This is a genomic window from Methylophilus flavus (genome assembly GCF_042678905.1).
GTDB lineage: Bacteria > Pseudomonadota > Gammaproteobacteria > Burkholderiales > Methylophilaceae > Methylophilus > Methylophilus flavus.
In genome coordinates this window covers 1-24,478 of record NZ_JBHTLN010000001.1, presented here as the reverse complement: position 1 = coordinate 24,478, position 24,478 = coordinate 1, and the positions used below count along the sequence as shown (strand labels likewise).

The window sequence follows — 24,478 nt, the reverse complement described above, 5'->3', positions numbered from 1 at the left end:
TTCATAAAACTTATTCCAAACATTAGTTTTAACCAGTTGTCCGACTCTTTTATTAAGTTGACCTATATGCAAACGCTACTCACCACTGCCAACGATACGCTACTCCGCCCGGCCGGGCTGGACCAGGAAGCTTTAAGCAAAGTCTTGTCTGGCATGATGACGCACAATATCGACTATGCCGATTTGTACTTTCAGTATAGCCGCAGTGAATCGTGGGGGCTGGAAGAAGGCCAGGTGAAATCTGGCAGCTTTAATATTGACCAGGGCGTAGGCGTACGTGCCGTGAGCGGCGAAAAAACCGCCTTTGCCTATTCCGATGATATTCACCTGGACGCCTTGCAACAGGCGGCCAATGCCACGCGTGCGATTGCCAATCTGGGCCAGGAAAAAACTGGCCATAGCATACTCACCCGCAGCCATGCCCCACTCTACCTGCCGCAAGACCCGATTGCCAGCCTGAGCGCCGAAGCCAAGGTCAAGTTACTGGAAAAGCTGGAGCGTTATGCAAAAGCACAAGACCCTCGCGTGACGCAAGTAATGGCCTCGATTGCTGCCGAATATGAAGTGGTGATGGTCGCCCGCAGTGATGGCGTGATGGCTGGCGATGTACGCCCGCTGGTACGCCTCTCGCTGCAAGTGATTGCCGAACACAATGGCCGCCGAGAACAAGGCAGCAGTGGCGGTGGTGGGCGTTTTGATTACAGCTTCTTTACCGATGAAGTATTACAGGATTACGCACAAAAAGCTGTACACCAGGCATTGGTCAATCTCGATGCCCGCCCTGCCCCAGCCGGTAGCATGACCGTCGTGTTAGGCAGTGGTTGGCCAGGCATCCTGCTGCACGAAGCGATAGGCCATGGTCTTGAAGGCGACTTCAACCGTAAAGGCAGCTCAGCTTTCTCAAACATGATAGGTCAGCAAGTCGCCGCCAAAGGCATCACCATCGTCGATGATGGCACCATTGCCAATCGCCGCGGTTCATTAACCATGGACGACGAAGGTAATGCGCCGCAAAACACGGTGTTAATCGAAGACGGTATCCTGCGTGGTTATATCCAGGATACGCTGAATGCCCGATTGATGGGTATGGGCCTGACCGGCAATGCGCGCCGCGAAAGCTATGCGCATATCCCTATGCCGCGCATGACTAACACTTACATGCTGAACGGCGATAAAGATCCGCAAGAGATTATCAAGTCAGTGAAAAAAGGTCTTTATGCAGCCAACTTTGGCGGCGGCCAGGTCGATATCACCAGCGGTAAATTCGTATTCAGCGCCGCTGAAGCTTATATGATTGAAGACGGCAAAATCACCTATCCGGTCAAAGGTGCTACCTTGATCGGTAATGGGCCGGACGTGCTTACCAAAGTCAGCATGATTGGTAATGATATGGCGCTGGATAGCGGCGTAGGTACCTGCGGTAAAGAAGGCCAGAGTGTGCCGGTGGGCGTTGGCCAGCCTACACTGAAGATTGATGGTTTAACCGTGGGCGGAACATCCGCTTAGGCTTCATGCAAGCGCAACCAATTGCAGCCGTGATGATTCATGTGTCCTCGGTTCCGGAGGCTTTGAACTGGTACCAGCAATTATTTCCTAACGCTCAGCGGCAGCGCCTTGCAGCTGACAATTTTGAATACCTATCTCTCGATGGCATTTCACTGGAATTCGTCCCCGCTGATGAGAAAGTGGGCTCAGGGCCTGCCGGCTCTGTCGTTTATTGGTTTGTTCCAAAACTTAATCTAGCCTTGGCGCATGCCCAAATTATCGGCGCCAAGCTCTATCGCGGCCCGTTGCACATTGAAAATGGTTATGCCATTTGCCAGCTTCAAGACCCATGGGGAAATTGTATTGGTCTGCGAGGACTGGCTTCTGATTAACAAAAAATGATTTAATGCGCTTTGCCAGACAACGCTTTAAAACCAAACCAGGCGATATAAACATAACAAATCACTGGCAAGATAAATGCATGATGCAGCCCCATACGATCAGCCAGCAGCCCGGTCAATAACGGGACAATCGCTCCTCCCAGAATCGCCGTTGCCAATAAACCAGACCCTTTCTTCTCCTGCCCGGCTTTCAGGCCTTTAATACCCAAGGTGAATATCGTCGGGAACATAATCGAATTACAAAGTCCGACCAGGACCATACTGCCAATCGCCAGCGTGCCCGAGGCTTGCATGGAGATGAGAATCAGGATAACGGCAAGCAATGCGTGCGTCATCAGCACTCTGGCAGGTGCAAACGCTTTCAGGGTAAAGATGCCCAGGAAACGACCTACCATGGCGCCTCCCCAGTAAAACGCCACCAACGGTGCCGCTTGTGTTTCCGTAGCATGGCTGATGTCCATGACGTAATTGACCAGGAAGCTGCCGATGGCGACTTCAGCCCCTACATAGGCAAATATAGCTATCACCCCCAGTAACAAGCCTTTTTCTTTTAGTACTTCCAGCCAGCCACTTTCATCTGCTGCTGTGCTTTCAAGCCCGGTCAGGTTAAGACGGGAAAGCACCAGCGCAATGATGATTAACACAAATGCAATAAAGAAATAGGGATAGACAACACCTTCGGCATGCGTTGAGTTTGTCAGTGCGGACAGGATGAAATAGGCACCAAACAACGGGGCAATAAAAGTGCCCAGTGAGTTAAAGGCCTGTGCCATGGTCAGGCGGGAAGAAGCCGTTTCCTTTGGGCCGATGACAGACACGCAAGGATTTGCCGCGACTTGCAACAACACAATGCCGGATGCCAGCACGAATAACGCACCGAGGAAAAGTGGATAGGTATGTAATATGACGGCCGGGTAAAACAGCAGGCAGCCCAATGCCGCTAGCGTGAAGCCAACCACCATCCCCTTCTGGTAGCCGACACGTTCAATCAACTTGCTGAATGGAATGGAAGTCAGCCCGTAAGCAGCAAAAAAGCAGAATTGCACCAGGGCGGCCTGGCTGTAGCTAAGTGAAAAAATAGCTTTCAGGTATGGCACAAGAATATCGTTCAGACAAGTGATAAACCCCATCATAAAAAACAGAATGGTGAGTGACGTCAGGGCCTTTTTATACATGGATATCCTTTAATTGCGGGTGCGCATGCACTACATCATAAATAACCGGGCTTGAAAAGGAAATAATCCCAAATAAAGCTGCGAACTCCCCATCAAATTCAGAGTCTGCTCATTTAACGGCTTGACGGCAAGTGTTACATTTTAATAAGATGATTCACACGAGGTCACAAGCCTCGCACTTTTATTTCACTCTAGATCAAGGAGATATGATGGCCACCAGCAAAAGTACTGAGAACGGTAGTAAAAAACCAGCCGCAAAAAAAGAAGTGACAACAAAAGCAGCGGCTTCCAAACCCGCCGCAAAAAAGACTGCCAGCAAAACAACTACCAGTAGCAAGAAATCCAGCGCTCCTGCGATCGTCACCAGCGCTAACCGTCTGCAGATGATTGAAGAAGCTGCGTATTACATTGCCGAGAAACATGGCTTCAATGGCCCCAGTTCAGATCACTGGCTTGAGGCAGAGAAACAGATCGATAGCAAATTGAACGCCTGAGGCGTTAACTTGCAGTGAACCCAGCACTAGCAGTCATCAGTGCTGGCTGCCATATGGATAAAGAGGTGCCGAAGTGAATTGAATGTCGGCACCGCTATGCTGCGCGTACTGCAAAAAGCCTAATACTTCCGGATGACTCAAGCGCAAGCCATAAGCAATGTATGGGTATTCGGACAATGGCACCTGTTTCTGAAAAAAAGGCCAGTTTGCACTTGGATTGTAAAAGCGCTCCACCAGGCTGGTAATCCCCAGTAACTCATATTCTCCCCGCGCATTGAGCACCAACCATGGGCCGCCCGAGTCACCTACTGTCGGCATGGCGATGGTGTGGTCATATTGATCCAACTCGTTCAGCCTGTTCACTGCCAGTAACGCTTTTTCGGCATGCACCAATTCCTGGGTATAGGCAAACTGGGTCTGCGCCTGAAGATGCAACATTTCATCCATCTCGCGATAGGCTTTTGGTAGCACCTGATAGAAATCGGATAAATCACGCACCGGCTTACGTTCACCGCAACGCGGGTGCCTGGTATCGGCTTCGCCGTAGCCACGCCCGTAACCGCAAATCATGATCACGTCAGGCAAACTGTCATCCAGACGGATGCGCAACGCTTGAATCGGGCTTAACACTTTGGCATCGAACACCAGCACCGCAATATCCTGGGTCAGGTCTTCTGATACTTTTTCAAAAGGCCGGTAAAAAGCCTGTTTCAGGTGTATGTCTTCAATGCCCAGTAATTCCGGCTGTACGATGGAGAGCATGGGCAAATCTGTGGGTCCGGTCAGACGTACCTCTTTCAGGCAATGCGCCGCAGTGAGCAGTGTCAGCGGTTTGCGTCCCACAATGACTGCGCTACAGATCGAATCGTAGTATTCCCATTTTTCCACTGACTGCAGGAAATGTGCGTGCTGGATACTTAACTTTACTGTGGAAATCGCCATCCCGGGAAATGTCAGGCCATGAATAAGTGCTTGCGTAGAATGGCCTATACCTAAGCCCACGCATGCCACCAGCACAGGCATGGTACGCCGGAGCAACAGGAATCGTGATTGCCACATGCAATGAAACCCTTAATCTCAGGGCAGGCTTCTTGTCGCGTTATTCTTTAACTCTACCGGGCCAAAACAGGCTTCAAGTGATGGGTTATCATCGTCACAAGAAATAAAACTGCGCCCATCCGGTTGGAAAAGCACATAACTGGTTTGTTCGGTGTTGATTTCGGAAGTCTGGCGGGTACAGTCCAGTCCTTTATTACTTAAGGTCACCCGGTGAGTGAGTTTGAAAAATCCTTGCCCGTCCGGTTGTGGCGTGACTTCATAGCGTGCTTCCAGTTGTTCATCACCACTGGTAAACACTGCCGTGCCATCTTCTTTAAACCAGTAGGATTCCAGACAGCCGGTCTCGGGAATTTTTGACTCCCAGTAACCGACCAGGGGGTGTTTAAGTGAACGCGCATCCACCTCAGCCGCAGCTTTTGAACTGACAGTGAGCCCAAACCAGCTCAACAGACACATAACGATGAAATGCTTATTGCTGAACTGCTGATGACGCATTGCAACCCTCCTTCGCGTGAGATGATGTAAAGCTGTCAGCGATTGTCAGTGAAAAAAAACATTCTCAACAGTGAATCATTCCTTACAATTGGCAAAACATTTCCCTATCAGCATGATCAGCAAACCACGCTTATGGACAACAAAAAACCCCAGGCAAGCCTGGGGTTTTCTTTTAACTCTGGGTAAGCGTTGCGATTATTTCATCACACGGTTACGGTATTCACCAGTGCGGGTATCGATCTCGATTTTGTCACCCTGACTCACGAACAATGGTACCGGAATTTCAAAACCCGAAGCGATTTTCGCAGGTTTCATCACTTTACCGGAAGTATCGCCTTTTACCGCTGGCTCAGTGTAAGTGATTTCACGCACAACAGTCGTTGGCAGTTCGATGGAAATTGCTTTGCCATCGTAGAAGCGCACTTCACAGGGCATACCATCTTCCAGGTATGGCAGTGCATCTTCCATGAACTCTGCATCTACATCATACTGGTTGTACTCGGCATCCATGAATACATAGGTTGGGTCGGCAAAGTAAGAGAAAGTCACTTCTTTCTTTTCCAGTACGATCACGTCAAACTTGTCCTGAGCAGCATAAACGTTTTCGCTAGGTGCGTCAGTCAGCAGGTTTTTCATTTTCATCTTCACAACCGCTGAGTTACGGCCGGATTTGTTGTATTCGGCTTTCACAACAACCATAGGATCATTACCAATCATGATCACGTTGCCTACGCGTAAGTCCTGAGCGATTTTCATACTAGAGCCTTTAAATAGAATTTGTGGATAATAAAGCGGCGCATTATACCCGATTTGCGCGCAATTTCTCAATAAAAATCACCAAGTTAGTAGCCAGGTCGGGCTGTCTGCACAACTGGCTGGCATAGGCTTCAGCATGTTGCCTGATGTGTTCGCGATGATGGATAAAAGCATGCCAATCCTTGTCGGACCATACACCGGTTGCCCAGGCCTGCATCACAGACGTGACTTGCGCTTTCACTTCGTCATTGGCTAGTGCCAGATAATGCTTTAGAAAAGCATCCAGTTTTTGCAGGTGGGTATGTTCAGATTGCTGGTAGGGTAACCAGACCATAGGTTTAGCTGCCCACAGCGCGCGAATCCAGCTATCTTCACCGCGAACGAAATTCACATCACACAACGCTAACAACAAGTCATAGTCGATTTGCGGCAGGAAAGGAATGACGACTATTTCACAATTACCATGTTGTGTGCTGTTGCCAGGACTCAGTACATTTAGTGCTAATGCTTGTGAAACGGCCGCTGCCAGACTTTCAGACACAATCAGTCTGCTTGGATATGATGATGCGGACAGGCTATCCAGCAATCCCTTGATCGGTGCATGCGTATAGCAAAACAATGAAAGGCTAATCACATTGGGGGATGCCACCAGGCCCAGCTGCTGCCACGCTGATTGTGTGGATTGTTCAGCCTGCCGTTTCAATGCCGTTAAAAATTTCTCACGCAGCAAACCGCCTGTCTGCGTGCTGAATCCCGGGTACATAAAATAACGCACCAGGCCATTTGCTTGCGGTGAAGGCCGGCCGTGAAATCCTTCCACCCAGTCTTCGGCGGATAAATAATCCACATTGAGCCAGAGAGTATTTGTCGACATCGCTTGCTGATAACCCTCAGGCAATCCGCAGCTAAAAGTTTCAATCACGACGTCAGCAACCTCTGAAAAATCTACCTCGGCATGCCATTGCTGCACCTGCACTTTCGGATGCCCTGCCCGGAAAATTTTCTTTGCAACGGTTAAATCGTCTATCCATAAAGTGACAGTCACGTCATGCTCATCCGCCAACTGACAAGCCAGGCGCCAGCTGACGCCGATATCGCCAAAGTTATCGACGACCTGGCAGAACATATCCCAGCGCTTAGCAATAAGAAACGACATGAAGTGTATTTAAAGAAACTCGAAAAATCGAGATAGTGTACCTGAACAGCGAAACGCTGCTAGCAGCTAATAAACTTAGCCTACGTGAAGATTAGCCTATCAATCCCTAGTTAACCGTCGAGTGCGGGCGCTGACTCAGCAGTTTTCAACCAGGTCAATTGCAAGGCTTTTGCATCCATCGCAGCACGATGCTCAGGTAATGCAAAGGTATCGCGGATAGTTTGCTCGGTGTCATGCCAGGCCGATTGTTGCTCCATCGTCAGCAACACACTTAAATCTTCCAGCTTGAAAGAAGGATTCAAGCCTGCTGCATCATACAAACTGTGTAGCCAGACAAAATCCTGGTACCAGCCATCGGTATACAGTGTTTGCCCGCTGAAATTGAGGTTCAGGTGAGTGGCGATTGCATGTGGTGTTTGCCCATTTTCAACTAACGCCTGACGGGATTGTTGATGCAGTTTTTCTGCTTTTTCATCCCAATGCACCCAGCCCGCTTGCGGCTGCACCAGCGCGCTCCAGGTTGTCCCGCTCGCGTCAACATACCCGATTTCGATCGGGTAGCTGCCAACGCCAAAGCCAGAGGCTTCAATATCCAGAATAATGGGGAGAATCATGTGTGCTTTTTGTATTTGCAAATCTTGTGTCTAAAACAATATGTCACGCAGAGCGTGCAATGACACACTTTAACTCAACGTTTGCTTAGTAAAGCTGGGATTATACGCGAGGACATATAGATTGATTGCCTAAAAACCATGTATTTTCAATCGCTTATCATTTTTGCACAAGTTGTTCTCACGACAATCAATCATATGAATTTGCAACTGCTTGAAGGTAAGCCTGCTGATAAAAATGCACATTACCTTCAAGCCTGATCGCTTTCATGGGCCTGCAAATATAGATGGCTAAGAGATCATGCAGCTTTACGCCAGTGCGGTGTCCAGCATCATCATCAGTACAAAGCCGACCAGTAAGCCGGTGGTCGCGAACAGCTCGTGTCCTTGCCGATGCGATTCAGGTATAACCTCGTGACTGACGACGAACAACATGGCACCAGCGGCAAAGGCAAGGCCCCACGGCAACATGGGCTGACTGTAGATCAATACCGCAGCACCCAATACGGCAGCAACTGGCTCTACCAGACCGGATGCTGCACCTAATAATGCCGATTTCCATTTACCCATGCCGACACTGCTCAGCGCGAGTGCGACCACCAGCCCTTCCGGCACATCCTGGATAGCAATGCCTGTAGCTAATGCAGCTGCGCGTGCAGCGTCATTCCCGGCCGCTGAAACACCAATCGCCAGGCCTTCCGGGATGTTATGTAACACAATCGCGAATACAAACAGCCACAGTCGACGGATGCGTTGCGCAGTTTCTGTCCCGGCGCCGCCAAAGAAATGCTGGTGCGGTAAAGTGCGTTCCAGCAACATCAGACAGGCCGCGCCCAACAGTATGCCTCCTCCTGTAATCATAGCCGCACCCCATGGGCCATGGCCTTGCTCTTGCGCGGATGCGAGTGCCGGTATGATCAATGAAAAGCAGGTGGCCGCCAGCATCACGCCAGCGCCAAACCCAAGCAGGGTATCGTGTATACGGCGGCCAGGCGCGCGGGTGAGCAGCATGGGGACTACCCCTAGCGCAGTGGCGAATGCAGCAATCGAGCCGGATCCGAGTGCAATCCGCAAGGTTGGTTGACCCGCAATCCATTGCCAGGCCTCATTCAGCAAAAGCACGCCACCAAGTATCAACAACGCATAAGCGAGGGTCTGCCACCAAAAACTGGCTGCTGTTCTGGAACCGTTTTTCCTTAAACTGGAGTGCATGTCTAACCCTTAAGTTGGTGAATACGTATACACGTGTCGTGCGAGTCCATAAACTGAATTTCTTTATTATAGATGCGAATAATTATTATTCGCAATAAATAAAATGCGTTTACCTGCTCAAAAATCTGACTGAGTCTACGCAAAAAAATTCGTCGACCAGCGTCCTGATGACTGAACTTAGCTTGCCCATCCGCAACTAACCAGAATACAAAAACTTTCCAAGGAGGAAAAATGCATAAAGTAGTGACTGCTTCATTGTTAACGGCCGCGATTGGCTTGTCCGGTTGCGCAAGCATGAGTGAAACCCAGAAAGGCACGGCCAAAGGCGCAGGGATAGGCGCTGCTGCGGGCGGGGTCGTCGGTGCCCTCGCCAACGGCGGTAAAGGTGCTGCAATTGGCGCAGCAGTCGGCGCAGGCGCAGGTGCCATCGCGGGGAATATCTGGTCCAGAAAAATGGAAGCGCAAAAGCAGGAGATGGAACAGGCAACCGCAGGGACCGGTGTTGCAGTAACCAAAACCAGCGACAACCAGCTCAAGCTTGAGATTCCTAGCGACATTTCGTTTGATAGCGGCAAGTCTGATATCAAACCGAATTTCCGCCCTATCCTGGATAAATTTGCAACCGGCCTGCAAAGCAACCAGGCAGCACGCGTGACCATCGTTGGTCATACTGACAACAGCGGCTCTGATGCAGTGAACGATCCCTTGTCAGTGAATCGCGCTGCCAGTGCACGCAAATACCTGTCTGAGCGAGGCGTCGCCACCAGCCGTGTTACGATAGACGGTCGCGGCTCGCATGAACCGGTTGCCGCGAATGACAACGCCGCCAACCGAGCAAAAAATCGCCGGGTCGAGATTTTTGTCGCCGAGCCTGATCCGGCAGCACCTAAGTAAAATTTTCAGCCAGGAAAAAGCCGACATTAAGTCGGCTTTTTGTTATCCCAGATATTAACCACTCTCTTCATTGACGAGTGATCAGGCCCTTATAAAACTACTCAATCAGCAACGGCGCAACAAATGCAAAGAATGCGCCTATCACAAACAGCACCAGCGAAAACACATATACCCACAGGCTTTGCCGACGCGTTTTCATACATAAAGCTGCCAGCGCGGGATCAGCCGGGCAAGGCAGCAAGCGTGCCTGCCATTGTAACCAGCCAGCCACCAGCAACATCGCCCCTGCCAAACCGAATACCAGGGTTTTGTGCTCGCTGATCCAGATCAGCTGCGGAAACTGGCTGATCAAGCTGGTCAGCGTCGCCACCGAGCCAATGGCCACCAGCGTTGCTGGTAAAGCGCAACAAATCAGGGTCGAACCACTGGTAAATAGTGTCAACAGATTAAGCCTCTTGGACGCCTGCAGACTATTTATCTCCGCTGCCATTATTTGCCGCCTGCTTTTTCGGCTTTTGCAACTTGCGCCTGAATCTCAGCCGCAGTTTGGCTAAGGCGTTCCACCTTGCTGACCGAATAGCCGGCATCCTGAATGACCTTGTTAAAGGTTTCATCAGAAATCTCTTTTCCATCTTTGAGCTGCAGGGCCACCACGCGGCTTTTTAAATCTACAAAAGCACCCTGCCCTTCAGGCAATGCCTTGAGTTTTTTCTCTATGCCCTTGGCACAAAATGCGCACACCATGCCATTGACTTCGGCTTTAATGGTCGTAACGGCAAATGCAGCTGGAGCCATTGCAGATAACATCAGGGTAATCAATAATTTTTTCATTTTTTAAATCCTTTAAAAATAGAGTGGTTAAAACACAAACATGGCGTTAAGGCGCGGCGCAAAGCCTTCTCCCTGCCATGGATTGGTCACACCGAATTCGAGAAAGTAATTTTTGTTGATCAGGCGCAATGCAGGCGTCACCTGCAGCCCGGGATCGTTATTGCGCATAGTTTTAGCTTCGATCACGAACCATGGCTGCGTGTCGTCAAAGCCGGCTTCATAAAATGAAAACCCGGCCTGGACTGCAGCGGTGTCATAGTTCATGCCAGGCGCGCGGATCATGCGGGCTTTGGCCAGGAAATACAGCCGTGTGGATTCCATATCAAACTGCACGCTGGGGGTATAGGCAAAGCCATCATATTGCCCTTTGGCTTCGCCCACGCTGCCGTTGAACCAGACGTTGGCTTGGGCAGAAGGCAGGTTCCAGCGTTTGATCAAGCCGGTGTAATTGATGCCAGTAATGGTCGTGGCCCGTTCGCCTTTACCCGACATGCGCATCTGCTCAACGCCGATGGCATGCCCGAGTGCGGGCGAGTAGTTCAACATCCACTCCTGGTTATAGCGACCGATTTCTGTCATCAGCATGGCGCTATCCTCAAAGCCCATCAGTGCCGCCGCATGCGCTGGCAACACTAACTGGCCTAAAAACAAGGCGCCCAGTGAAAAAACGGAAAAAGGTGCAATGGTGTATTGCTTGGACATAAGCCCTCCATATTCAACTTGGCAAAAACGCTTTAGTAAAAAGCGTGATCTACACAGCGGACAAACCGATAGACGGATTTATCCTGCTGTTAGCTGAATATGGGTGGTTTGATAGCGGGGGGATAGGTTTGTGAGTGGACAGGCGCAGCCACAAATAATGGCGCGACCGAACTTGAAGTAGTGAAGGCTAAATCGGGAATGACGTGGAAATGCGCAACGCCGCCGCTGATTGCACAAAATCCGCATACATCACAATGATGCGCTTTGCTCGATGTCGTTGTACCAGAATCATGCGCTGCCTGATGCTCATGGCAAGGCATTTCGCTCATCACTCCCATCTTGTGGCTGGCATGCATGTCATGCGCCTGTTGTGCAACAGAATTTGCCTGTGCAAGCAACATTTGCATCGCCATGACGTTAGCGGCCATGACAAAGCATGGCAACCAGCAGATCAAGAAAATACAAAGACGTTTTTTCATGGTGAATTTAAGAGAGCTACCCGGCAATTTTAGTTCAAAAAACGCATCAGTGTGCTGTTATTCATAGCGGATATCAATAATTTCGTATTCTGTTTCTGCGGCAGGTGTCACTACCCTTACCGCATCGCCCAGATTTTTACCTAACACCGCTTTCGCCATAGGCGATACCCACGAAATATACCCTTGCGCCGGGTCCAGCTCATCCTGCCCGACAATACGGATGATGATCTCACTCTCATCATCCAGATTAAATAACGTCACCCAGGCACCAAAAAATACTTTCTCGGTGTTGGTTTGCGTACGGCTATACACAATTTCAGCCGCATCCATACGCTTGGTCAGAAAGCGTATGCGCGAATCGATCTGGCGCAGGCGTTTCTTGCCATAGATGTAGTCGCCGTTCTCACTACGGTCGCCGTTCCCCGCCGCCCAGCTCACCACGCGCACCACTTCCGGCCTATCGACCTTAATGAGGTATTGAAACTCTTTCTCCATTGCCGCATAGCCTTCAGGCGTAATGTAGTTCTTGTACTCTGCCATTGATTACCAACTCTATCCAGGGGTCACCTGCTCTTGTTCATTCCAGCCTTGCACATCATACAACGGTTCACGATTTCTCCTGAGAAATCGTTTAAAACCTGAGTCGCAATATGAAGGTTTTATGAAGCTTTTATTTTAGCCTTCAGTTCCGGTTTTTTTATGCGTAATTCACATGTGTGCTAGTCAAAGGCACATCTTAAGGCAACGCCAGTTGCTGGTTATTCAAGCATTATCTAGAGGAATTCATGAAAAAATCCATTGCTCACCTCAATGTCGGCACCCGCTTGTTTCTAGGGTACGCATTACTTATCCTGTTTACCGCTTTCATTTTTGCCATTGCCTGGCGCGGCTTTAATCACATCCACCAGACCTGGCAGCATTTTGAAAACACCAACCTGGTCAAAAGAACACAAATCGAAAACGCCAGCAAAGGCTTGAGCGACGGCGTGCACCATTTTAAAAACTATGTATTGCGTGGCGGCCGCGAAGCGACCAAGTTCCAGCGCAGCATGGAGGATGTTGAACGGGCAATGGCCGCTTACCAGGCGACCGGCGAAATCAATGCACAAGAGCAAGAGATTCTAGGCAATATTGCGCTGGGCCTGACAACTTACCGGGCAGCGATTGCGCGTTGCGAAGAACTTAAAAATGGCGGCATGAGTGTCACTGAGATTGATGCGACTGTAAAAGGAGCCGACAAGCCACTCAATCACTCGCTCAGATTACTGATGGATATGAACATCGCTGGCGTGACCGAGGCTTCCAGTCAATTTGCATCGACTATTGCCAGTGCCAACAAGCAGATTGAAACCGCATTATTGATCGCCGTGATCATGGCAGTTTTCATCGCCTGGAAAATGACGCGCTCCATCACCCGTCCGCTAAAACAGGCACTGAATTTGTCTCACCATATTGCCAATGGCGAATTTATTACCCAAGACACGCCAACAAGGGATGATGAAACAGGCAGGTTGCTGCATGAAATGCAGCGCATGCAATCCACGATTCAACAGATCGTAGAGTCATTGAATGATATGTCGCGGCAGCATAGTGAAGGCCTGATCAGTCACCGCATCGACAGCCAGCAATTCAACGGTGCTTACCAGCAATTGACAGAAGGCATCAACCGCATGGTGGATGGGCATATCCTGGCGCAGACCAAATCGTTGCAAGTGGTAACAGCATTTGGCGAAGGCAATTTCAACCAGCCGCTGGAAGCATTTGCGGGCGAACGCAGCTATATCAACCAAAGCATAGAACAAGTACGCCAGAACTTTAAACTGTTGACCGAAGATGTGCATACCCTGTCGCAGGCAGCCGAAAACGGACAACTGAATATCCGCGTAGAGGTGTCACGTCACCACGGTGATTTCCAGCAGATTGTGGCGGGCTTTAATCAAACACTGGACGCAGTGGTAGGCCCGTTGAAAACCACAGCCCGCTACTTGGATGAAATGGCTGCCGGCCATATCCCCACTAAGATTGAAGAACATTTCGTTGGCGATTTCAACTTGGTGCAAACCAGCCTGCAGCATTGCGCAGGCGCCATCCATCAGCTGATTTCCGATGTGCATCACCTGGCTTCTGACGCACAACAGGGCCGACTGAATACCCGTGTCGATATTGAAGCGCATGCGGGTGATTTTCGCAAAATCATTCACGGTATCAACGAAACGCTGGACGCCGTAGTTTCACCATTACACGTGGCTGCAGATTGCGTGAAAAGAATCGCTGCGGGCGATATTCCCGCCCCTATCCACAATCAGTACCATGGCGATTTCAAGGTGTTGATCAATAACCTGAATACATGTATTCATGCCGTCAACCGCCTGGTTGAAGATACGCGTCAAATTGCTGGCGAGGCACAACAGGGCCAGCTTTACAGCCTGGTGGATGTCACCGCGCATAGCGGCGACTTCAGGGAGGCATTGCAAGGCTCGCAAGAGATATTGGAACGTATGGTAGCGCCTATCCAGACCGTCAAAGTCGCTGCGGAGACTATCCAGGTTGCCGCGGCTGAAATCGAAAAAGGCAATAACGACCTCTCCCGCCGCACTGAAACCCAGGCCAATGCCTTGCAGGAAACGGCAACCAACCTGGAAACCTTGACCAGCAACATCAAGCAAACTGCCGATCATGCCCAGCAAGCCAGCATGCAAGCCAATCAGGCCAACCAGCTGGCGCTGGAAGGCGGGGAGGCATTCAGTGCACTGACTACCACCATGCAGGCTATCAATCACACCTCGGCGCAAATCGAGCAGATCACCAGCGTGATTGACAGCATCGCCTTCCAGACCAATATCCTGGCCTTGAATGCTGCGGTGGAAGCTGCACGCGCCGGGGAAGAAGGCCGTGGTTTTGCCGTAGTCGCCGGTGAAGTGCGCAACCTGGCCAAACGCTCTGCCGCTTCTGCCAAAGAAATCAAGGAGCTGATTGCAGCGTCTGTCTCCCAGACAAGTGACAGCGCCAAACAGGTCAGGCTGGCCGGACACACCATGCAGGAAATCGTCGGTGCCGTGCAACAGGTATCCCACAGCATTCAGGTGATTTCCGAGGCATCCACGCAGCAAAGCAGCGGCCTGGAACAAATCTATGAGTCCATGACTTCAATCGATGAAACCACCCAGCAAAATGCAGCGCTGGTTGAGGAAGCTGCCGCTGCGGCAGAGAGCATGCTTGAACAAGTGCATACCCTGGTGGTTTCAGTGAACCAGTTTAAAACAGATGCCTATGACACAGACAGCCGCCAACCCTTGCGCCTGATTGCCTGATCAAGCATCCATTCTCCAAAACTAAAATGCTCCCGCTTGGGAGCATTTTAGTTTTACCTGCGAATGATTACTGCTTTTCATCTTCAAGAGGTTGTGCGTCATAGACAAAGTAACTGGTTTCACCGAAACAGTTAGAAGGCACGCCTCTGTGTTCTTTATATAACAACCTTGCACGTTCTCCTGCCAGCTGATTAACTTTTAATACCACCGCTGGATCGCGTACCGTAAAATGAAACTTTTCAGCCTGCGTGCCGGGTATCGTTACCAGCACCAACTCGCCTTCCCAGGTTTTGCATACCCAACCTTTATTGGAGAGCTTTTGCACATAGCCGATCCGCTCGCCGTATGAATACACCCAGTTCAGGGATGCCCAGGTGTAGAGCGTGAAAAAAACCACCGGAAACAGGATCAGCCAGAATATTATTTTTATAAATTTCCCCATGTTTGATATTCACCTAATTAAAAGTTGTTAGAATCAGCAAGCGTTAAAGGTTGATATTACATGAGAAAATCATCAGGTGAAGAAATGATATTCACCACGGACCAGCATCGCAGTTTTTGTTTGCCAGCATTACATCAGCGCAACAATCTGCCATTGTTGACGCGTGCAAATACCTAACCATGCTTGAAATACTGCCAACCAACTCATTGACCACACTGAATTCTGCACCGGATGCTTTCCCAGCCTATTGAAAACAAGCGCATTCTCCTGTGCGCCTCCGCGCGCCTGGCGCAAGGCATCCGCCTGACCGTACAACAAAATTACCAGCAACAAGGCTTGTCACAGTGGCAAGCGCCTGAAGTTTATCCCTTGCAGGACTGGCTAAACCAGCTCACAGAGCATGCGATTTTATGCGGGCAGATTGAAGTCTCGGATGCCCCACTGGGCATGCTCTCCGCCACACAGGAAGCATTGTTGTGGGAACAGGCCATTCAGTCCAGTCTGAGCCGCCATGAAGCAGCTTCGCTGTTTAATACCAGCGGCCTGGCCAGCGCCGCGATGGAAGCCAACCGTTACCTGATCGAGTGGAATATCAGTATCGATATGGATTCAGCGACGGAGGAGACGCACCAGTTCATGCAATGGCGCCAGCAATTCCAGGCATTGTGCAAACAGAGTGGTTATCTTGAAAGTGTGCGTTACCAAACCTGGCAACTGGAGCAACTACAGCAATCTATTTATTCGTTGCCCGGGGAAATACAACTGGCCGGATTCGACCGCATCAATCCGCATTTGCAGACTTTGATTAATGCGCTGCAGGCACAAGGCGTCAGCGTGACGGCATTTGACATGGGCGTCGCCGCCGATGAAGTGCAGCGTATGGCGTTTACCGAAGCGATGGATGAATGCCGGGCCGCTGTGTATTGGGCGCAACAACATCTGCAAATGAATCCCCAGGCCAAGCTGGCAATCGTAGTGCCGGAGCTGGATGCCCTGCGTGACACGCTGGCAAACCTGCTCGATGATGTATTCCACCGCGAGGAATTACACCCGGCGCATGCCGAAACACCACGTTGCTATGAATTTTCGCTAGGCTTGCCACTCAGCCGTTGGCCGCTGGTGGATACCGCGCTTGGTTTGCTCAGGTTAGCTTTCCAGCAATCACCTTTCACACAAACCGAGCTTTCTGCCTTGCTGGGTAATGTGTACTGGTCACAAGCACAATACGAAGCGGACCCGCGTGCAGCGCTGGATACCGAGATGCGCAGGCAACTGCCTTTGCAGGTAAAAGCCTCGACCTTTTTGCGGTTTGTTGAGCGCAGACAGCAAGATATACACCCGATTCTTAGCCCGGCGTTATACACCGATTTGCATGCCCTGCTCACTCTGGCAAAACAAACACCGCGCAAACAAGCGCCTTCTGCCTGGGTCGCCAGTTTTAACCAGTTACTGGAAGCCACGCATTGGCCGGGCGAGCGCAGTGTCTCCAGTCACGAATATCAATGCCAGCAATCGTTTCAGCGTGTACTGGCCCAGCTGGCAGCGCTGGATGCGTGGCTGGGGCCCATTGATGCCATGTCTGCCCTGCACCGTTTATCGCAATTGTGCCAAGCACAGATTTTCCAGCCACAAACGATACGCTCGCCAAATATCACACTGATGGGCATGCTGGAAGCCTCTGCACAGCCGCTGGATGGCGTTTGGGTGATGGGCATGAATGACCATGTGTGGCCACCCTTGTCGCGTACCAACGCACTGATTCCCGCAGAACTGCAACGCCAGGCAGCGACGCCCAACGCCAGCAGCGAAGTGCAAATTGATTTCGCCAACCAGATTCACAAACGCCTGCTGCGTTCAGCCAGGCAAGTGGTTTTCTCTTATGCTGACCGTGAAGGTGACCGGCTGTTACGTCTGAGCCCGCTGATTTATGCGATCCCGGAAATGACCGCTACTCCAGGTGCAGCGACCCTGGCCGAAACACTGGCGCAAAACAGTACCCGGGACTGGCAATGGCTGGACGACCACCAGGCACCACCGGTTGAAGACGGTGAGCATGTCAGTGGTGGTACCGGCTTGTTGCGTGCACAAGCGCTGTGTCCGGCCTGGGCGTTTTATCAATACCGCTTAAAAGCCCGCAAACTGGAAACGCCGCACAATGGCCTGGATGCCATGCAGCGCGGTGATTTGATCCACCGCGTGATGGCAGCATTCTGGGCACAGCAATCTTCTGTAGCCTGGGCATCAGTGCAGGCAGAAGTGCTCAAAACACAACTCGACCAGATTGCAACTGAAGTGATTGCAGAGTTCAACCAGGAATTCTCGCAACCTTTTTCCGAGGTGTTTTGCCAGCTGGAAAGTGAACGCTTAAGCAAGCTGGCCCTGACCTGGCTATGGGAAGTCGAACGCGAACGCCCGCAAGCCTTCAGCGTCAGCATGATAGAAAAAAAATTCAATCCTTTGATTGAAGGCATACAGGTCAAGCTGGTCATAGACCGTGTGGATACGCTGGCAGATGGCCGCCTGGTGGTGATTGACTACAAAACCGGCAGCGCGCCCGATTATAAAAACTGGGCCAGCGACAAAATCATCGAGCCGCAACTGCCGATTTATGCCGCTTTTGTCTTGCAGGATGAAGACATTGCCGCAGTGTGTTTTGGCAAGCTGCGCCTGACCGATGGCGGATTCACCGGCGTCGCGGCTGAAGATGATATCGTTTCGGGTATCAAGGCGTTCAACCACGAAAAAAACAAACTATTCGATCCGCAAGCATTTCCCGACTGGCCTTCGATATTACAGCACTGGCGCCGCCAGATTACCCATACCGCCCAGGCTTTAAAAGCAGGCGATGCCGCTGTGGTATTTGAATCCGAAAAGGATCTGGATTATTGCGATGTGCTGCCATTGTTACGGCTGCCTGAGCGGCAATTACAGTTTGAGCACAGGCACCTGGGTGAGCAGTCATGACGATCTCTGAATTCGACTTGCAACAAGCCCTGGCTTACGACACCGCAAACCGCCAGCGCGCCCTGGAAATAGAGTCGTTCATTGTCGAAGCGCCGGCGGGTGCGGGCAAAACCGAACTGCTGACGCAACGTGTGCTCAAGTTACTACAAACCGTGCAGGCACCCGAAGAAATCATTGCCATCACTTTTACCAATAAAGCAGCATCCGAAATGCGCGCCCGTATTCTTGATAGCCTGCAACTGGCTGCGGCAGGTGTGATGCCGGAAGCGCCACACAAACAGATCACCTTTGCACTAGGCCAGCAGGCCTTGCAACGTTCAGCCGAACTCAACTGGCATTTGCTGGAAACCCCTGCAAGATTACGTATTTACACCATTGATTCACTGTGTGCCAACCTGGCGCGGCAAATGCCATTGCTAAGCCGTTTTGGTACGCAACCGGCCGTGACTGAAGATGCCTGGGCCTATTACCGTGAAGCGGCCGGTCAAGCGCTGCAAACCATGGATGACCCGCAACTGGGAGCGCCGGTGCGGCTGGTGCTGCGCTATATGGATAACGACCAGGCGCGCCTTGAGGGCCTGTTGATGGCGATGCTCTCAAAACGAGAGCAATGGCTGCATTTAAGCCAGACAGGTGGCACTCCCGATCAGATAAATCAAAGCGAAGTTGCCAGGCTGGCATTGTTACATCTGATTGAAAGTGAGCTTCAGCTGGCGGCACAGGCTTTACCCGCCCGCTTGCAATCTGCGCTAATGCCAATTGCACGTTATGCTGCCAGCCAGCTTCCACCTGATCATGCACTGTCTGGCTTACTTGACTGGCAAGCACCGCTCTCAGCCACTATTGAAGATTTACCGGGCTGGCGTGCACTGGCCGACTTGTTACTGACCGCCAGCGGTGGCCTGCGCAAACGGCTGGACAAAAACATGGGCCTGCCCGCCACCGATGAAGCAAAACCCTACAAAGAAGCATTAACAGGCATACTGGATGGGCTGGCGCAGCACGCTGACAGCGAAGCCAGCATTGCCCGCATCCGCATGCTGCCCGACCCGGATAGTGAAGACGATGCGATCATCCATGCGCTCAGCCAGCTGTTAAATATTGCAGCAGCCCAATTATGGTTATGTTTCCAGGCGCAGAATGAAGTCGATTTTGTCGAGATCGCCCAGCGCGCATTGGCCGCACTGGTTGAAGGTGGCGTTTCCACAGAACTGGCGATGCGCCTGGATTACCGCATTCAGCATCTCTTAGTCGATGAATTCCAGGATACCAGCCCGATGCAGATCGACCTGCTTAAGGCACTCACGCGCGGCTGGCTGCCAGGCGATGGCCGCACCCTGTTTGCGGTAGGCGACCCCATGCAGTCGATTTACCGCTTCCGCAAAGCCAATGTCGGTTTGTTCCTTAATGCCGCTGTGCATGGCATAGGTGACATCCAGCTGACACCGCTCAAACTTTGGCGCAACAACCGTTCCCGGCCGCCGGTGGTGGAATGGATCAACCAGACATTTAAAGGCATGCTGCCCGCGAGAGACGCACCGCAACAAGGTGCCATTGCATACCGGCTGTTTGTCGCTACCCGTGCTGATACAGAATGTGCAGGGATATTTGTACACCCGCTATTAATCCCTGTGACTGAAGCGGATGAAGAACCTGCCGATATCCGCCATCTGGAAGCTGAACAGATCATCCGCATCATCCAGGAAACGCGCGCAAATAAAGCGGATGCAACCATTGCCGTACTGGTGCGCGCACGCAGACATCTGCACGCCCTGGTCAGCGAAATGCGCCGTAACCACAGTGAATTGAGTTTCCAGGCAGTTGAGATTGAAGAACTCGCCAACCGTCAGATTGTGCAGGATTTGCTGACATTGACCTATGCGCTGCATCAGCGCGCCGACCGTGTGCACTGGCTGGCTTTGCTGCGTGCGCCCTGGTGTGGCCTCACTCTGGCTGACCTGCATGCGCTGATCGGCCTGGACGGTCATCGCAGTGTGATGCATTTGCTCTCCGATGAGGCCGTACTTGCCAGGCTAAGTGCAGAGGGTCAACAGCGTGCCCGCCATGTCTACCAAGTCATGCAATCCGCGCTGGATTTTCGTGGCCGCTCTAGCGTCAGCCGCTGGGTGCACAATACCTGGTTAAGGTTGGGCGGTGCGCAATGCCTGTGGAATGAAAATGATGTGCAGGACGTACAGGCATTTTTTGCACGCATCGCAGCGCTGGAGCAGCATAACCAGTTCAGCCCGCAAGCACTGGCTGAAGATGTGAAAAAACTCTACGCCGCGCCCGATGCAAAAGCCGATGCCACTCTGCAATTCATGACCATACATAAATCCAAAGGCCTGGAATTTGACACCGTGATTCTGCCCGGCCTTGATGGAGGCAACCCGCCTGATGATGCCAAGCTGGTGATATGGGAAGAAGTGACGCTGGCTGACGGCTCCACCGAACTTGTCGCTGCGCCCTATGTGCCCGCGGCTCGTAAACGTCAGCAGGCGAATGCTTCTACAGTCACGGCTTATGATTATTTGAATGACCTGGACAAAACCCGTGCCGCTTATGAAGATGCACGCGTGCTGTACGTCGCTGCTACGCGTGCTGAAAGGAAATTACATCTATTAGGCGCTGCAAAAGCGGATAAAAACGGTGACCCGCAGCCGCGTAAAAACACCTTCCTGCAACTGTTATGGCCAGCCGTGCATGCGCAATTTACGCCTGAAAACGACATTGTGGCGCGCGCGACAAATACGCAAACCGATGCGGATATCCAGCAATTCGTGCCCAAACTCATCCGTGTACGTCAAGCCCTGACACCAACTGTATTGCAAGTTGCCGATGCCATGGCAACGCCCGCTTACAGACAAACTACTGAGAATACGACAGTGGCAGCACTGGAAGCCGATACCGGCACCCTCGCCCACCTGTACCTGCAACTGATTGCCGAGCAAGGCCTTGCCCGCTGGGGCGATAGCGTCAATAATCAATTCCTGATGCACACGGCCGCCATGCAACGCTGGTTTAAACAGCGTGGTTACACAGACAATGACGCCAAGACAGCGACCGCCAAAGCGGCCAGATTATTAACCACGACTGTGCAGTCTGACGACGGGCGATGGGTGCTGCAACCACACGCTCAAGCCGCTTCCGAGCTGGCGATTGAACAACTGGCGGATGGCAAAAAAGTCATAGACCGTACTTTTGTCGCCGATGGTGTGCGCTGGATCGTGGATTACAAATCCATGCCAATCACAGCCCAGCAGGACTTGTACAGCCTGGCTGGGCTATTTACCCAGCAACTGTCGTCTTATGCACAGCTATTCCAGCAGGAAGGCTTACCGGTCAAAACAGCCATCTTATTTTTAAGTGTCGGTAAACTAGTCGTCATCGAATAAGCGTTAAATACACAAGGATTAAATATGATTGAACAACAAGCTATCCTGGATGCCTTCCAGTTTCGCCATGCCTGCAAAGAGTTTGATGCCAGCAAACAAATCCCCGCTGAAGAATTTGAGTTAATTCTTGAATCCGCCCGCCTTTCGCCCAGCTCGTTTGGCTTTGAGCCGTGGCACTTTATTGTGGTGCAGGATAAAAACCTGCGTGAAAGCCTGAAACAGCATGCCTGGGGCGCACCTCTGAAACTGGATACTGCCAGCCACTTTGTATTGTGCCTGGCGATGAAGTCACCGTTTCTGGATCCTAAAGGCCCTTATCTGCCCAAGTTCATGCGCGAAGTACAGCAGCATCCGCAAGAGGTGGCTGATATGCGGCTGGGCTTTTACAGCCAGTTTCAGCAATCAGATTTTGACCTGACAGACGAGCGCAAACTGCTCGACTGGGCAAGCAAGCAATGTTATATCCCGCTGGCCAACATGATGACAGTAGCCGCCATGCGCGGCATAGACTCGTGCCCGATTGAAGGTTTTAAACAAAAGGAAACGGATGCGCTGCTGGCCGAACAGTTTGGCGTAAACCTGGAAGAATATGGCCTGGCCTATATGGTCGCGTTTGGCTATCGCAAAAATGAACCGCGGCCGAAAACGCGACGGAATATGAATCAGGTCGTGACTTGGAAATAGTGACTTGGAAATAGTGACTTGGAAATAGTGACTTGGAAATAGTGACCTGGAAATAGTGACCTGGAAATAAATCCATAAAAAAGCTGCCGGTTGGCAGCTTTTTTTATTAGGCTTCGTGCTCGTTCTTAAAATGCCGGCGTACATACCAGATGATAAATATCACACCCAGTGCGGCAATCACATAATGGGATTCATGAAAGTACACTTTCAGGTCCTCCCAATGCTGACCGGCTTTCATCCCGACATAGCCCAGTACCCAGCACCAGATCAGTGAGCCGACAAAGGTATAGGCAACAAAACGCGTCATATTCATGCGTGCCACACCTGCCGGAAAGGCAATAAAGGTACGCACGGCGGGCAACAGGCGTGCAATAAAGATAATGATCTCGCCATGCTCGGCAAACCAGCGGTCCGCCATATCCAGGTCTCTTTTGCTGATCAGCACATATTTACCGTACTTCTCTACCAACGGACGGCCACCGTACATCCCGAGGTAATAAGCAGGAATCGACCCGAGTACGCAGCCAATCGCACCCGCCAGCGCAATCCCCCACAGAGTCATTTCACCTTTGGTGACCAGGAAACCGGCAAACGGCATAATGATTTCAGACGGCAGCGGGATACAAGCGGATTCAATCGCCATCAATAATACGATACCGCCGTAACCCATTGTGGAGATCACCCCCATGATCCAGATGGCGACGGCAGCTAATAATTTTTCTAACATTTCAGATTGACCCTAATAACAGCTTTCAAGCGCAATATAACAGTTTAATAAAACAAGACAAACGGACTATTGTGATAAATTGTAAATCCCTGTATTGTCTTTGAAAAAAAACAATCAGGGAAGAATAAGAAATGAATTTACAATACTCAGGGGTGGATTCAATTGCCCTAAGCAATTTTAGCAGTGCCTTATCAACAAATGCTCAGTCTCACTACACATTATTTGCCATAATTGATATTGAATATATGGCATTTAGTGATTGGAATGCTACAAACACATACGCTTCCGGTAATGAATACAATACCGGCTATCAATATACTCTCACGGGCAATCACTTTATTGATGACACACCGTTACTGACGGTTAAATCGATAAACTTAACATCATTACATAGCAATGAAAATTTTTTAATTTCCAGCCCAGGCGTTACAGTAAATTACAATACCGGAGGAATCACTGGCGGTATTAATAAATTTGAATATACTAACTTTACGACAGGAGTTTCATATAGCATCCTGGGTAGCTTTGGGATTAGTGCAGATGGTTCTGCACTTCGAGCAGGTACAATTACTGCCATTAGCTTCTCATCAAATACAGTCGATTCTTATACTATCAAAGGTAGTTTGACTACAGATTTGAATGGAATAATAACTGGCGGTACTTTAAATGAGATTACTCTAATCGATTCATCCGAAAATACTCTAAAAGCTAGTGGTTTTACTATCAGTTGGGCTCAGTATCAATCGTTGACTATCGCGCATTCTTCTTTATCAGATTTACTTAATTATATAAATTCAGAATCAAATCTGGCTGGAAATGATAATATCCTTGGTGGAAATCAAGCCGACAATTTATATAGTGGCGCGGGCAACGACATTATAGACGGTGGCTTAGGTGCCGACTTAATGCGTGGTGGTAAAGGCAACGATACTTACATCGTCGATAACATCGGTGATGTCGTTACTGAATTAGAGAACGAAGGTATTGACCTAGTTAAAGCAAACGCTACGCATACGCTTTCTGCCAATGTCGAGAACCTCACGCTGACCGATGGTTCTGTCAATGGCGGGTCTGCTACGATCAATGGTACTGGCAATACACTGGCGAACACCATCACTGGCAATGCCGGAGACAATATCCTGGATGGCGGTGCTGGCATAGACAAACTGATTGGCGGCCTTGGTGACGACATTTACAAGGTTGAC

At 50.7% G+C, this 24,478-nt stretch carries 23 protein-coding genes; 9 read left to right on the top strand and 14 right to left on the bottom strand.

Annotation, left to right across the window (positions count from 1 at the left end):
• The first annotated feature begins 66 nt into the window (after positions 1–66).
• A complete protein-coding gene (gene tldD, locus ACFQ2T_RS00115; RefSeq protein WP_379028822.1) occupies positions 67–1,506 on the top strand; it encodes a metalloprotease TldD in 1,440 nt (479 codons plus the stop codon).
• 5 nt (positions 1,507–1,511) lie between these two features.
• Positions 1,512–1,877, top strand: a complete 366-nt coding sequence (locus tag ACFQ2T_RS00110; protein WP_379028819.1) for a hypothetical protein — start codon at positions 1,512–1,514, stop codon at positions 1,875–1,877.
• 11 nt (positions 1,878–1,888) lie between these two features.
• Here the strand turns inward: ACFQ2T_RS00110 and ACFQ2T_RS00105 are convergent, their stop codons facing one another.
• Positions 1,889–3,061, bottom strand: coding sequence for a sugar MFS transporter (locus tag ACFQ2T_RS00105; RefSeq protein ID WP_379028816.1), 1,173 nt, complete (start codon positions 3,059–3,061; stop codon positions 1,889–1,891).
• 209 nt (positions 3,062–3,270) lie between these two features.
• On the opposite strand from ACFQ2T_RS00105, the gene ACFQ2T_RS00100 reads away from it, so the two are divergent.
• Positions 3,271–3,555, top strand: a complete 285-nt coding sequence (locus tag ACFQ2T_RS00100) for a DUF2934 domain-containing protein (RefSeq protein ID WP_379028813.1) — start codon at positions 3,271–3,273, stop codon at positions 3,553–3,555.
• Between the two features lie 36 nt (positions 3,556–3,591).
• On the opposite strand, the gene ACFQ2T_RS00095 is transcribed toward ACFQ2T_RS00100, so the two are convergent.
• From ACFQ2T_RS00095 to ACFQ2T_RS00070, 6 genes are all read right to left on the bottom strand, one after another.
• Positions 3,592–4,614, bottom strand: a complete 1,023-nt coding sequence (locus tag ACFQ2T_RS00095) for a trypsin-like serine protease (protein WP_379028810.1) — start codon at positions 4,612–4,614, stop codon at positions 3,592–3,594.
• An 18-nt stretch (positions 4,615–4,632) separates the two neighbouring features.
• The gene (locus ACFQ2T_RS00090) at positions 4,633–5,109 is read right to left on the bottom strand and encodes a hypothetical protein (RefSeq protein ID WP_379028807.1); all 477 of its coding nucleotides are present in this window, start codon (positions 5,107–5,109) and stop codon (positions 4,633–4,635) included.
• Positions 5,110–5,304: 195 nt separating this feature from the next.
• Positions 5,305–5,865 carry an elongation factor P gene (gene efp, locus ACFQ2T_RS00085; protein WP_379028804.1) on the bottom strand — a complete coding sequence of 187 codons (561 nt, stop codon included), beginning with the start codon at positions 5,863–5,865 and terminating at the stop codon, positions 5,305–5,307.
• A gap of 43 nt (positions 5,866–5,908) precedes the next feature.
• On the bottom strand, positions 5,909–7,021 hold the full coding sequence (earP, locus tag ACFQ2T_RS00080; protein ID WP_379028801.1) for an elongation factor P maturation arginine rhamnosyltransferase EarP: 1,113 nt from the start codon (positions 7,019–7,021) through the stop codon (positions 5,909–5,911).
• A 110-nt stretch (positions 7,022–7,131) separates the two neighbouring features.
• Positions 7,132–7,635 carry a hypothetical protein gene (locus ACFQ2T_RS00075; protein WP_379028798.1) on the bottom strand — a complete coding sequence of 168 codons (504 nt, stop codon included), beginning with the start codon at positions 7,633–7,635 and terminating at the stop codon, positions 7,132–7,134.
• Positions 7,636–7,941: 306 nt separating this feature from the next.
• On the bottom strand, positions 7,942–8,844 hold the full coding sequence (locus ACFQ2T_RS00070) for a ZIP family metal transporter (RefSeq protein WP_379028795.1): 903 nt from the start codon (positions 8,842–8,844) through the stop codon (positions 7,942–7,944).
• Between the two features lie 231 nt (positions 8,845–9,075).
• On the opposite strand from ACFQ2T_RS00070, the gene ACFQ2T_RS00065 reads away from it, so the two are divergent.
• Positions 9,076–9,738 (top strand): OmpA family protein, encoded by a 663-nt coding sequence (locus ACFQ2T_RS00065; protein WP_379028792.1) that lies wholly within the window; start codon positions 9,076–9,078, stop codon positions 9,736–9,738.
• Between the two features lie 97 nt (positions 9,739–9,835).
• On the opposite strand, the gene ACFQ2T_RS00060 is transcribed toward ACFQ2T_RS00065, so the two are convergent.
• From ACFQ2T_RS00060 to greB, 5 genes are all read right to left on the bottom strand, one after another.
• Positions 9,836–10,228, bottom strand: a complete 393-nt coding sequence (locus tag ACFQ2T_RS00060) for a hypothetical protein (RefSeq protein WP_379028790.1) — start codon at positions 10,226–10,228, stop codon at positions 9,836–9,838.
• Positions 10,228–10,569 (bottom strand): heavy-metal-associated domain-containing protein, encoded by a 342-nt coding sequence (locus tag ACFQ2T_RS00055; protein WP_379028787.1) that lies wholly within the window; start codon positions 10,567–10,569, stop codon positions 10,228–10,230. Before ACFQ2T_RS00055 ends, ACFQ2T_RS00060 begins: the two co-directional genes overlap by 1 nt.
• Positions 10,570–10,596: 27 nt before the next feature.
• Positions 10,597–11,271: a hypothetical protein gene (locus ACFQ2T_RS00050; RefSeq protein WP_379028784.1), complete on the bottom strand. Its 675-nt coding sequence runs from the start codon at positions 11,269–11,271 to the stop codon at positions 10,597–10,599.
• Positions 11,272–11,360: 89 nt separating this feature from the next.
• Positions 11,361–11,750, bottom strand: coding sequence for a hypothetical protein (locus ACFQ2T_RS00045; protein ID WP_379028781.1), 390 nt, complete (start codon positions 11,748–11,750; stop codon positions 11,361–11,363).
• A gap of 57 nt (positions 11,751–11,807) precedes the next feature.
• Positions 11,808–12,290, bottom strand: a complete 483-nt coding sequence (gene greB / locus ACFQ2T_RS00040; RefSeq protein WP_379028779.1) for a transcription elongation factor GreB — start codon at positions 12,288–12,290, stop codon at positions 11,808–11,810.
• Positions 12,291–12,535: 245 nt separating this feature from the next.
• Between greB and ACFQ2T_RS00035 the strand changes: the two genes are divergently transcribed.
• Positions 12,536–15,061 (top strand): methyl-accepting chemotaxis protein, encoded by a 2,526-nt coding sequence (locus tag ACFQ2T_RS00035; RefSeq protein WP_379028776.1) that lies wholly within the window; start codon positions 12,536–12,538, stop codon positions 15,059–15,061.
• A gap of 67 nt (positions 15,062–15,128) precedes the next feature.
• Here ACFQ2T_RS00035 and ACFQ2T_RS00030 read toward each other — a convergent pair whose 3' ends face one another.
• The gene (locus tag ACFQ2T_RS00030) at positions 15,129–15,503 is read right to left on the bottom strand and encodes a hypothetical protein (RefSeq protein WP_379028774.1); all 375 of its coding nucleotides are present in this window, start codon (positions 15,501–15,503) and stop codon (positions 15,129–15,131) included.
• 231 nt (positions 15,504–15,734) lie between these two features.
• Between ACFQ2T_RS00030 and ACFQ2T_RS00025 the strand changes: the two genes are divergently transcribed.
• The 3 genes from ACFQ2T_RS00025 to ACFQ2T_RS00015 are packed head-to-tail and all read left to right on the top strand — an operon-like array spanning position 15,735 to position 22,546.
• Positions 15,735–18,467, top strand: a complete 2,733-nt coding sequence (locus ACFQ2T_RS00025; protein WP_379028771.1) for a PD-(D/E)XK nuclease family protein — start codon at positions 15,735–15,737, stop codon at positions 18,465–18,467.
• A complete protein-coding gene (locus ACFQ2T_RS00020) occupies positions 18,464–21,862 on the top strand; it encodes a UvrD-helicase domain-containing protein (RefSeq protein ID WP_379028768.1) in 3,399 nt (1,132 codons plus the stop codon). Before ACFQ2T_RS00025 ends, ACFQ2T_RS00020 begins: the two co-directional genes overlap by 4 nt.
• A gap of 24 nt (positions 21,863–21,886) precedes the next feature.
• Complete coding sequence (locus ACFQ2T_RS00015; RefSeq protein WP_379028765.1) at positions 21,887–22,546, top strand: NAD(P)H-dependent oxidoreductase; 660 nt, start codon at positions 21,887–21,889, stop codon at positions 22,544–22,546.
• Between the two features lie 106 nt (positions 22,547–22,652).
• On the opposite strand, the gene ACFQ2T_RS00010 is transcribed toward ACFQ2T_RS00015, so the two are convergent.
• On the bottom strand, positions 22,653–23,273 hold the full coding sequence (locus ACFQ2T_RS00010) for a DedA family protein (RefSeq protein ID WP_379028762.1): 621 nt from the start codon (positions 23,271–23,273) through the stop codon (positions 22,653–22,655).
• Positions 23,274–23,404: 131 nt separating this feature from the next.
• Here ACFQ2T_RS00010 and ACFQ2T_RS00005 point away from each other — a divergent pair.
• Positions 23,405–24,478 (top strand): calcium-binding protein (locus ACFQ2T_RS00005; RefSeq protein ID WP_379028759.1); only part of this gene is annotated, 1,074 nt, incomplete at its 3' end.

What these genes read in the sequence shown, in the direction of transcription:
- tldD (WP_379028822.1), top strand. Translation starts at nt 67, where the DNA reads ATGCAAACGCTACTCACCACTGCCAACGATACGCTACTCCGCCCGGCC.
- ACFQ2T_RS00110 (WP_379028819.1), top strand. Translation starts at nt 1,512, where the DNA reads ATGCAAGCGCAACCAATTGCAGCCGTGATGATTCATGTGTCCTCGGTT.
- ACFQ2T_RS00105 (WP_379028816.1), bottom strand. Translation starts at nt 3,061, where the DNA reads ATGTATAAAAAGGCCCTGACGTCACTCACCATTCTGTTTTTTATGATG.
- ACFQ2T_RS00100 (WP_379028813.1), top strand. Translation starts at nt 3,271, where the DNA reads ATGGCCACCAGCAAAAGTACTGAGAACGGTAGTAAAAAACCAGCCGCA.
- ACFQ2T_RS00095 (WP_379028810.1), bottom strand. Translation starts at nt 4,614, where the DNA reads ATGTGGCAATCACGATTCCTGTTGCTCCGGCGTACCATGCCTGTGCTG.
- ACFQ2T_RS00090 (WP_379028807.1), bottom strand. Translation starts at nt 5,109, where the DNA reads ATGCGTCATCAGCAGTTCAGCAATAAGCATTTCATCGTTATGTGTCTG.
- efp (WP_379028804.1), bottom strand. Translation starts at nt 5,865, where the DNA reads ATGAAAATCGCTCAGGACTTACGCGTAGGCAACGTGATCATGATTGGT.
- earP (WP_379028801.1), bottom strand. Translation starts at nt 7,021, where the DNA reads ATGTCGTTTCTTATTGCTAAGCGCTGGGATATGTTCTGCCAGGTCGTC.
- ACFQ2T_RS00075 (WP_379028798.1), bottom strand. Translation starts at nt 7,635, where the DNA reads ATGATTCTCCCCATTATTCTGGATATTGAAGCCTCTGGCTTTGGCGTT.
- ACFQ2T_RS00070 (WP_379028795.1), bottom strand. Translation starts at nt 8,844, where the DNA reads ATGCACTCCAGTTTAAGGAAAAACGGTTCCAGAACAGCAGCCAGTTTT.
- ACFQ2T_RS00065 (WP_379028792.1), top strand. Translation starts at nt 9,076, where the DNA reads ATGCATAAAGTAGTGACTGCTTCATTGTTAACGGCCGCGATTGGCTTG.
- ACFQ2T_RS00060 (WP_379028790.1), bottom strand. Translation starts at nt 10,228, where the DNA reads ATGGCAGCGGAGATAAATAGTCTGCAGGCGTCCAAGAGGCTTAATCTG.
- ACFQ2T_RS00055 (WP_379028787.1), bottom strand. Translation starts at nt 10,569, where the DNA reads ATGAAAAAATTATTGATTACCCTGATGTTATCTGCAATGGCTCCAGCT.
- ACFQ2T_RS00050 (WP_379028784.1), bottom strand. Translation starts at nt 11,271, where the DNA reads ATGTCCAAGCAATACACCATTGCACCTTTTTCCGTTTTTTCACTGGGC.
- ACFQ2T_RS00045 (WP_379028781.1), bottom strand. Translation starts at nt 11,750, where the DNA reads ATGAAAAAACGTCTTTGTATTTTCTTGATCTGCTGGTTGCCATGCTTT.
- greB (WP_379028779.1), bottom strand. Translation starts at nt 12,290, where the DNA reads ATGGCAGAGTACAAGAACTACATTACGCCTGAAGGCTATGCGGCAATG.
- ACFQ2T_RS00035 (WP_379028776.1), top strand. Translation starts at nt 12,536, where the DNA reads ATGAAAAAATCCATTGCTCACCTCAATGTCGGCACCCGCTTGTTTCTA.
- ACFQ2T_RS00030 (WP_379028774.1), bottom strand. Translation starts at nt 15,503, where the DNA reads ATGGGGAAATTTATAAAAATAATATTCTGGCTGATCCTGTTTCCGGTG.
- ACFQ2T_RS00025 (WP_379028771.1), top strand. Translation starts at nt 15,735, where the DNA reads ATGCTTTCCCAGCCTATTGAAAACAAGCGCATTCTCCTGTGCGCCTCC.
- ACFQ2T_RS00020 (WP_379028768.1), top strand. Translation starts at nt 18,464, where the DNA reads ATGACGATCTCTGAATTCGACTTGCAACAAGCCCTGGCTTACGACACC.
- ACFQ2T_RS00015 (WP_379028765.1), top strand. Translation starts at nt 21,887, where the DNA reads ATGATTGAACAACAAGCTATCCTGGATGCCTTCCAGTTTCGCCATGCC.
- ACFQ2T_RS00010 (WP_379028762.1), bottom strand. Translation starts at nt 23,273, where the DNA reads ATGTTAGAAAAATTATTAGCTGCCGTCGCCATCTGGATCATGGGGGTG.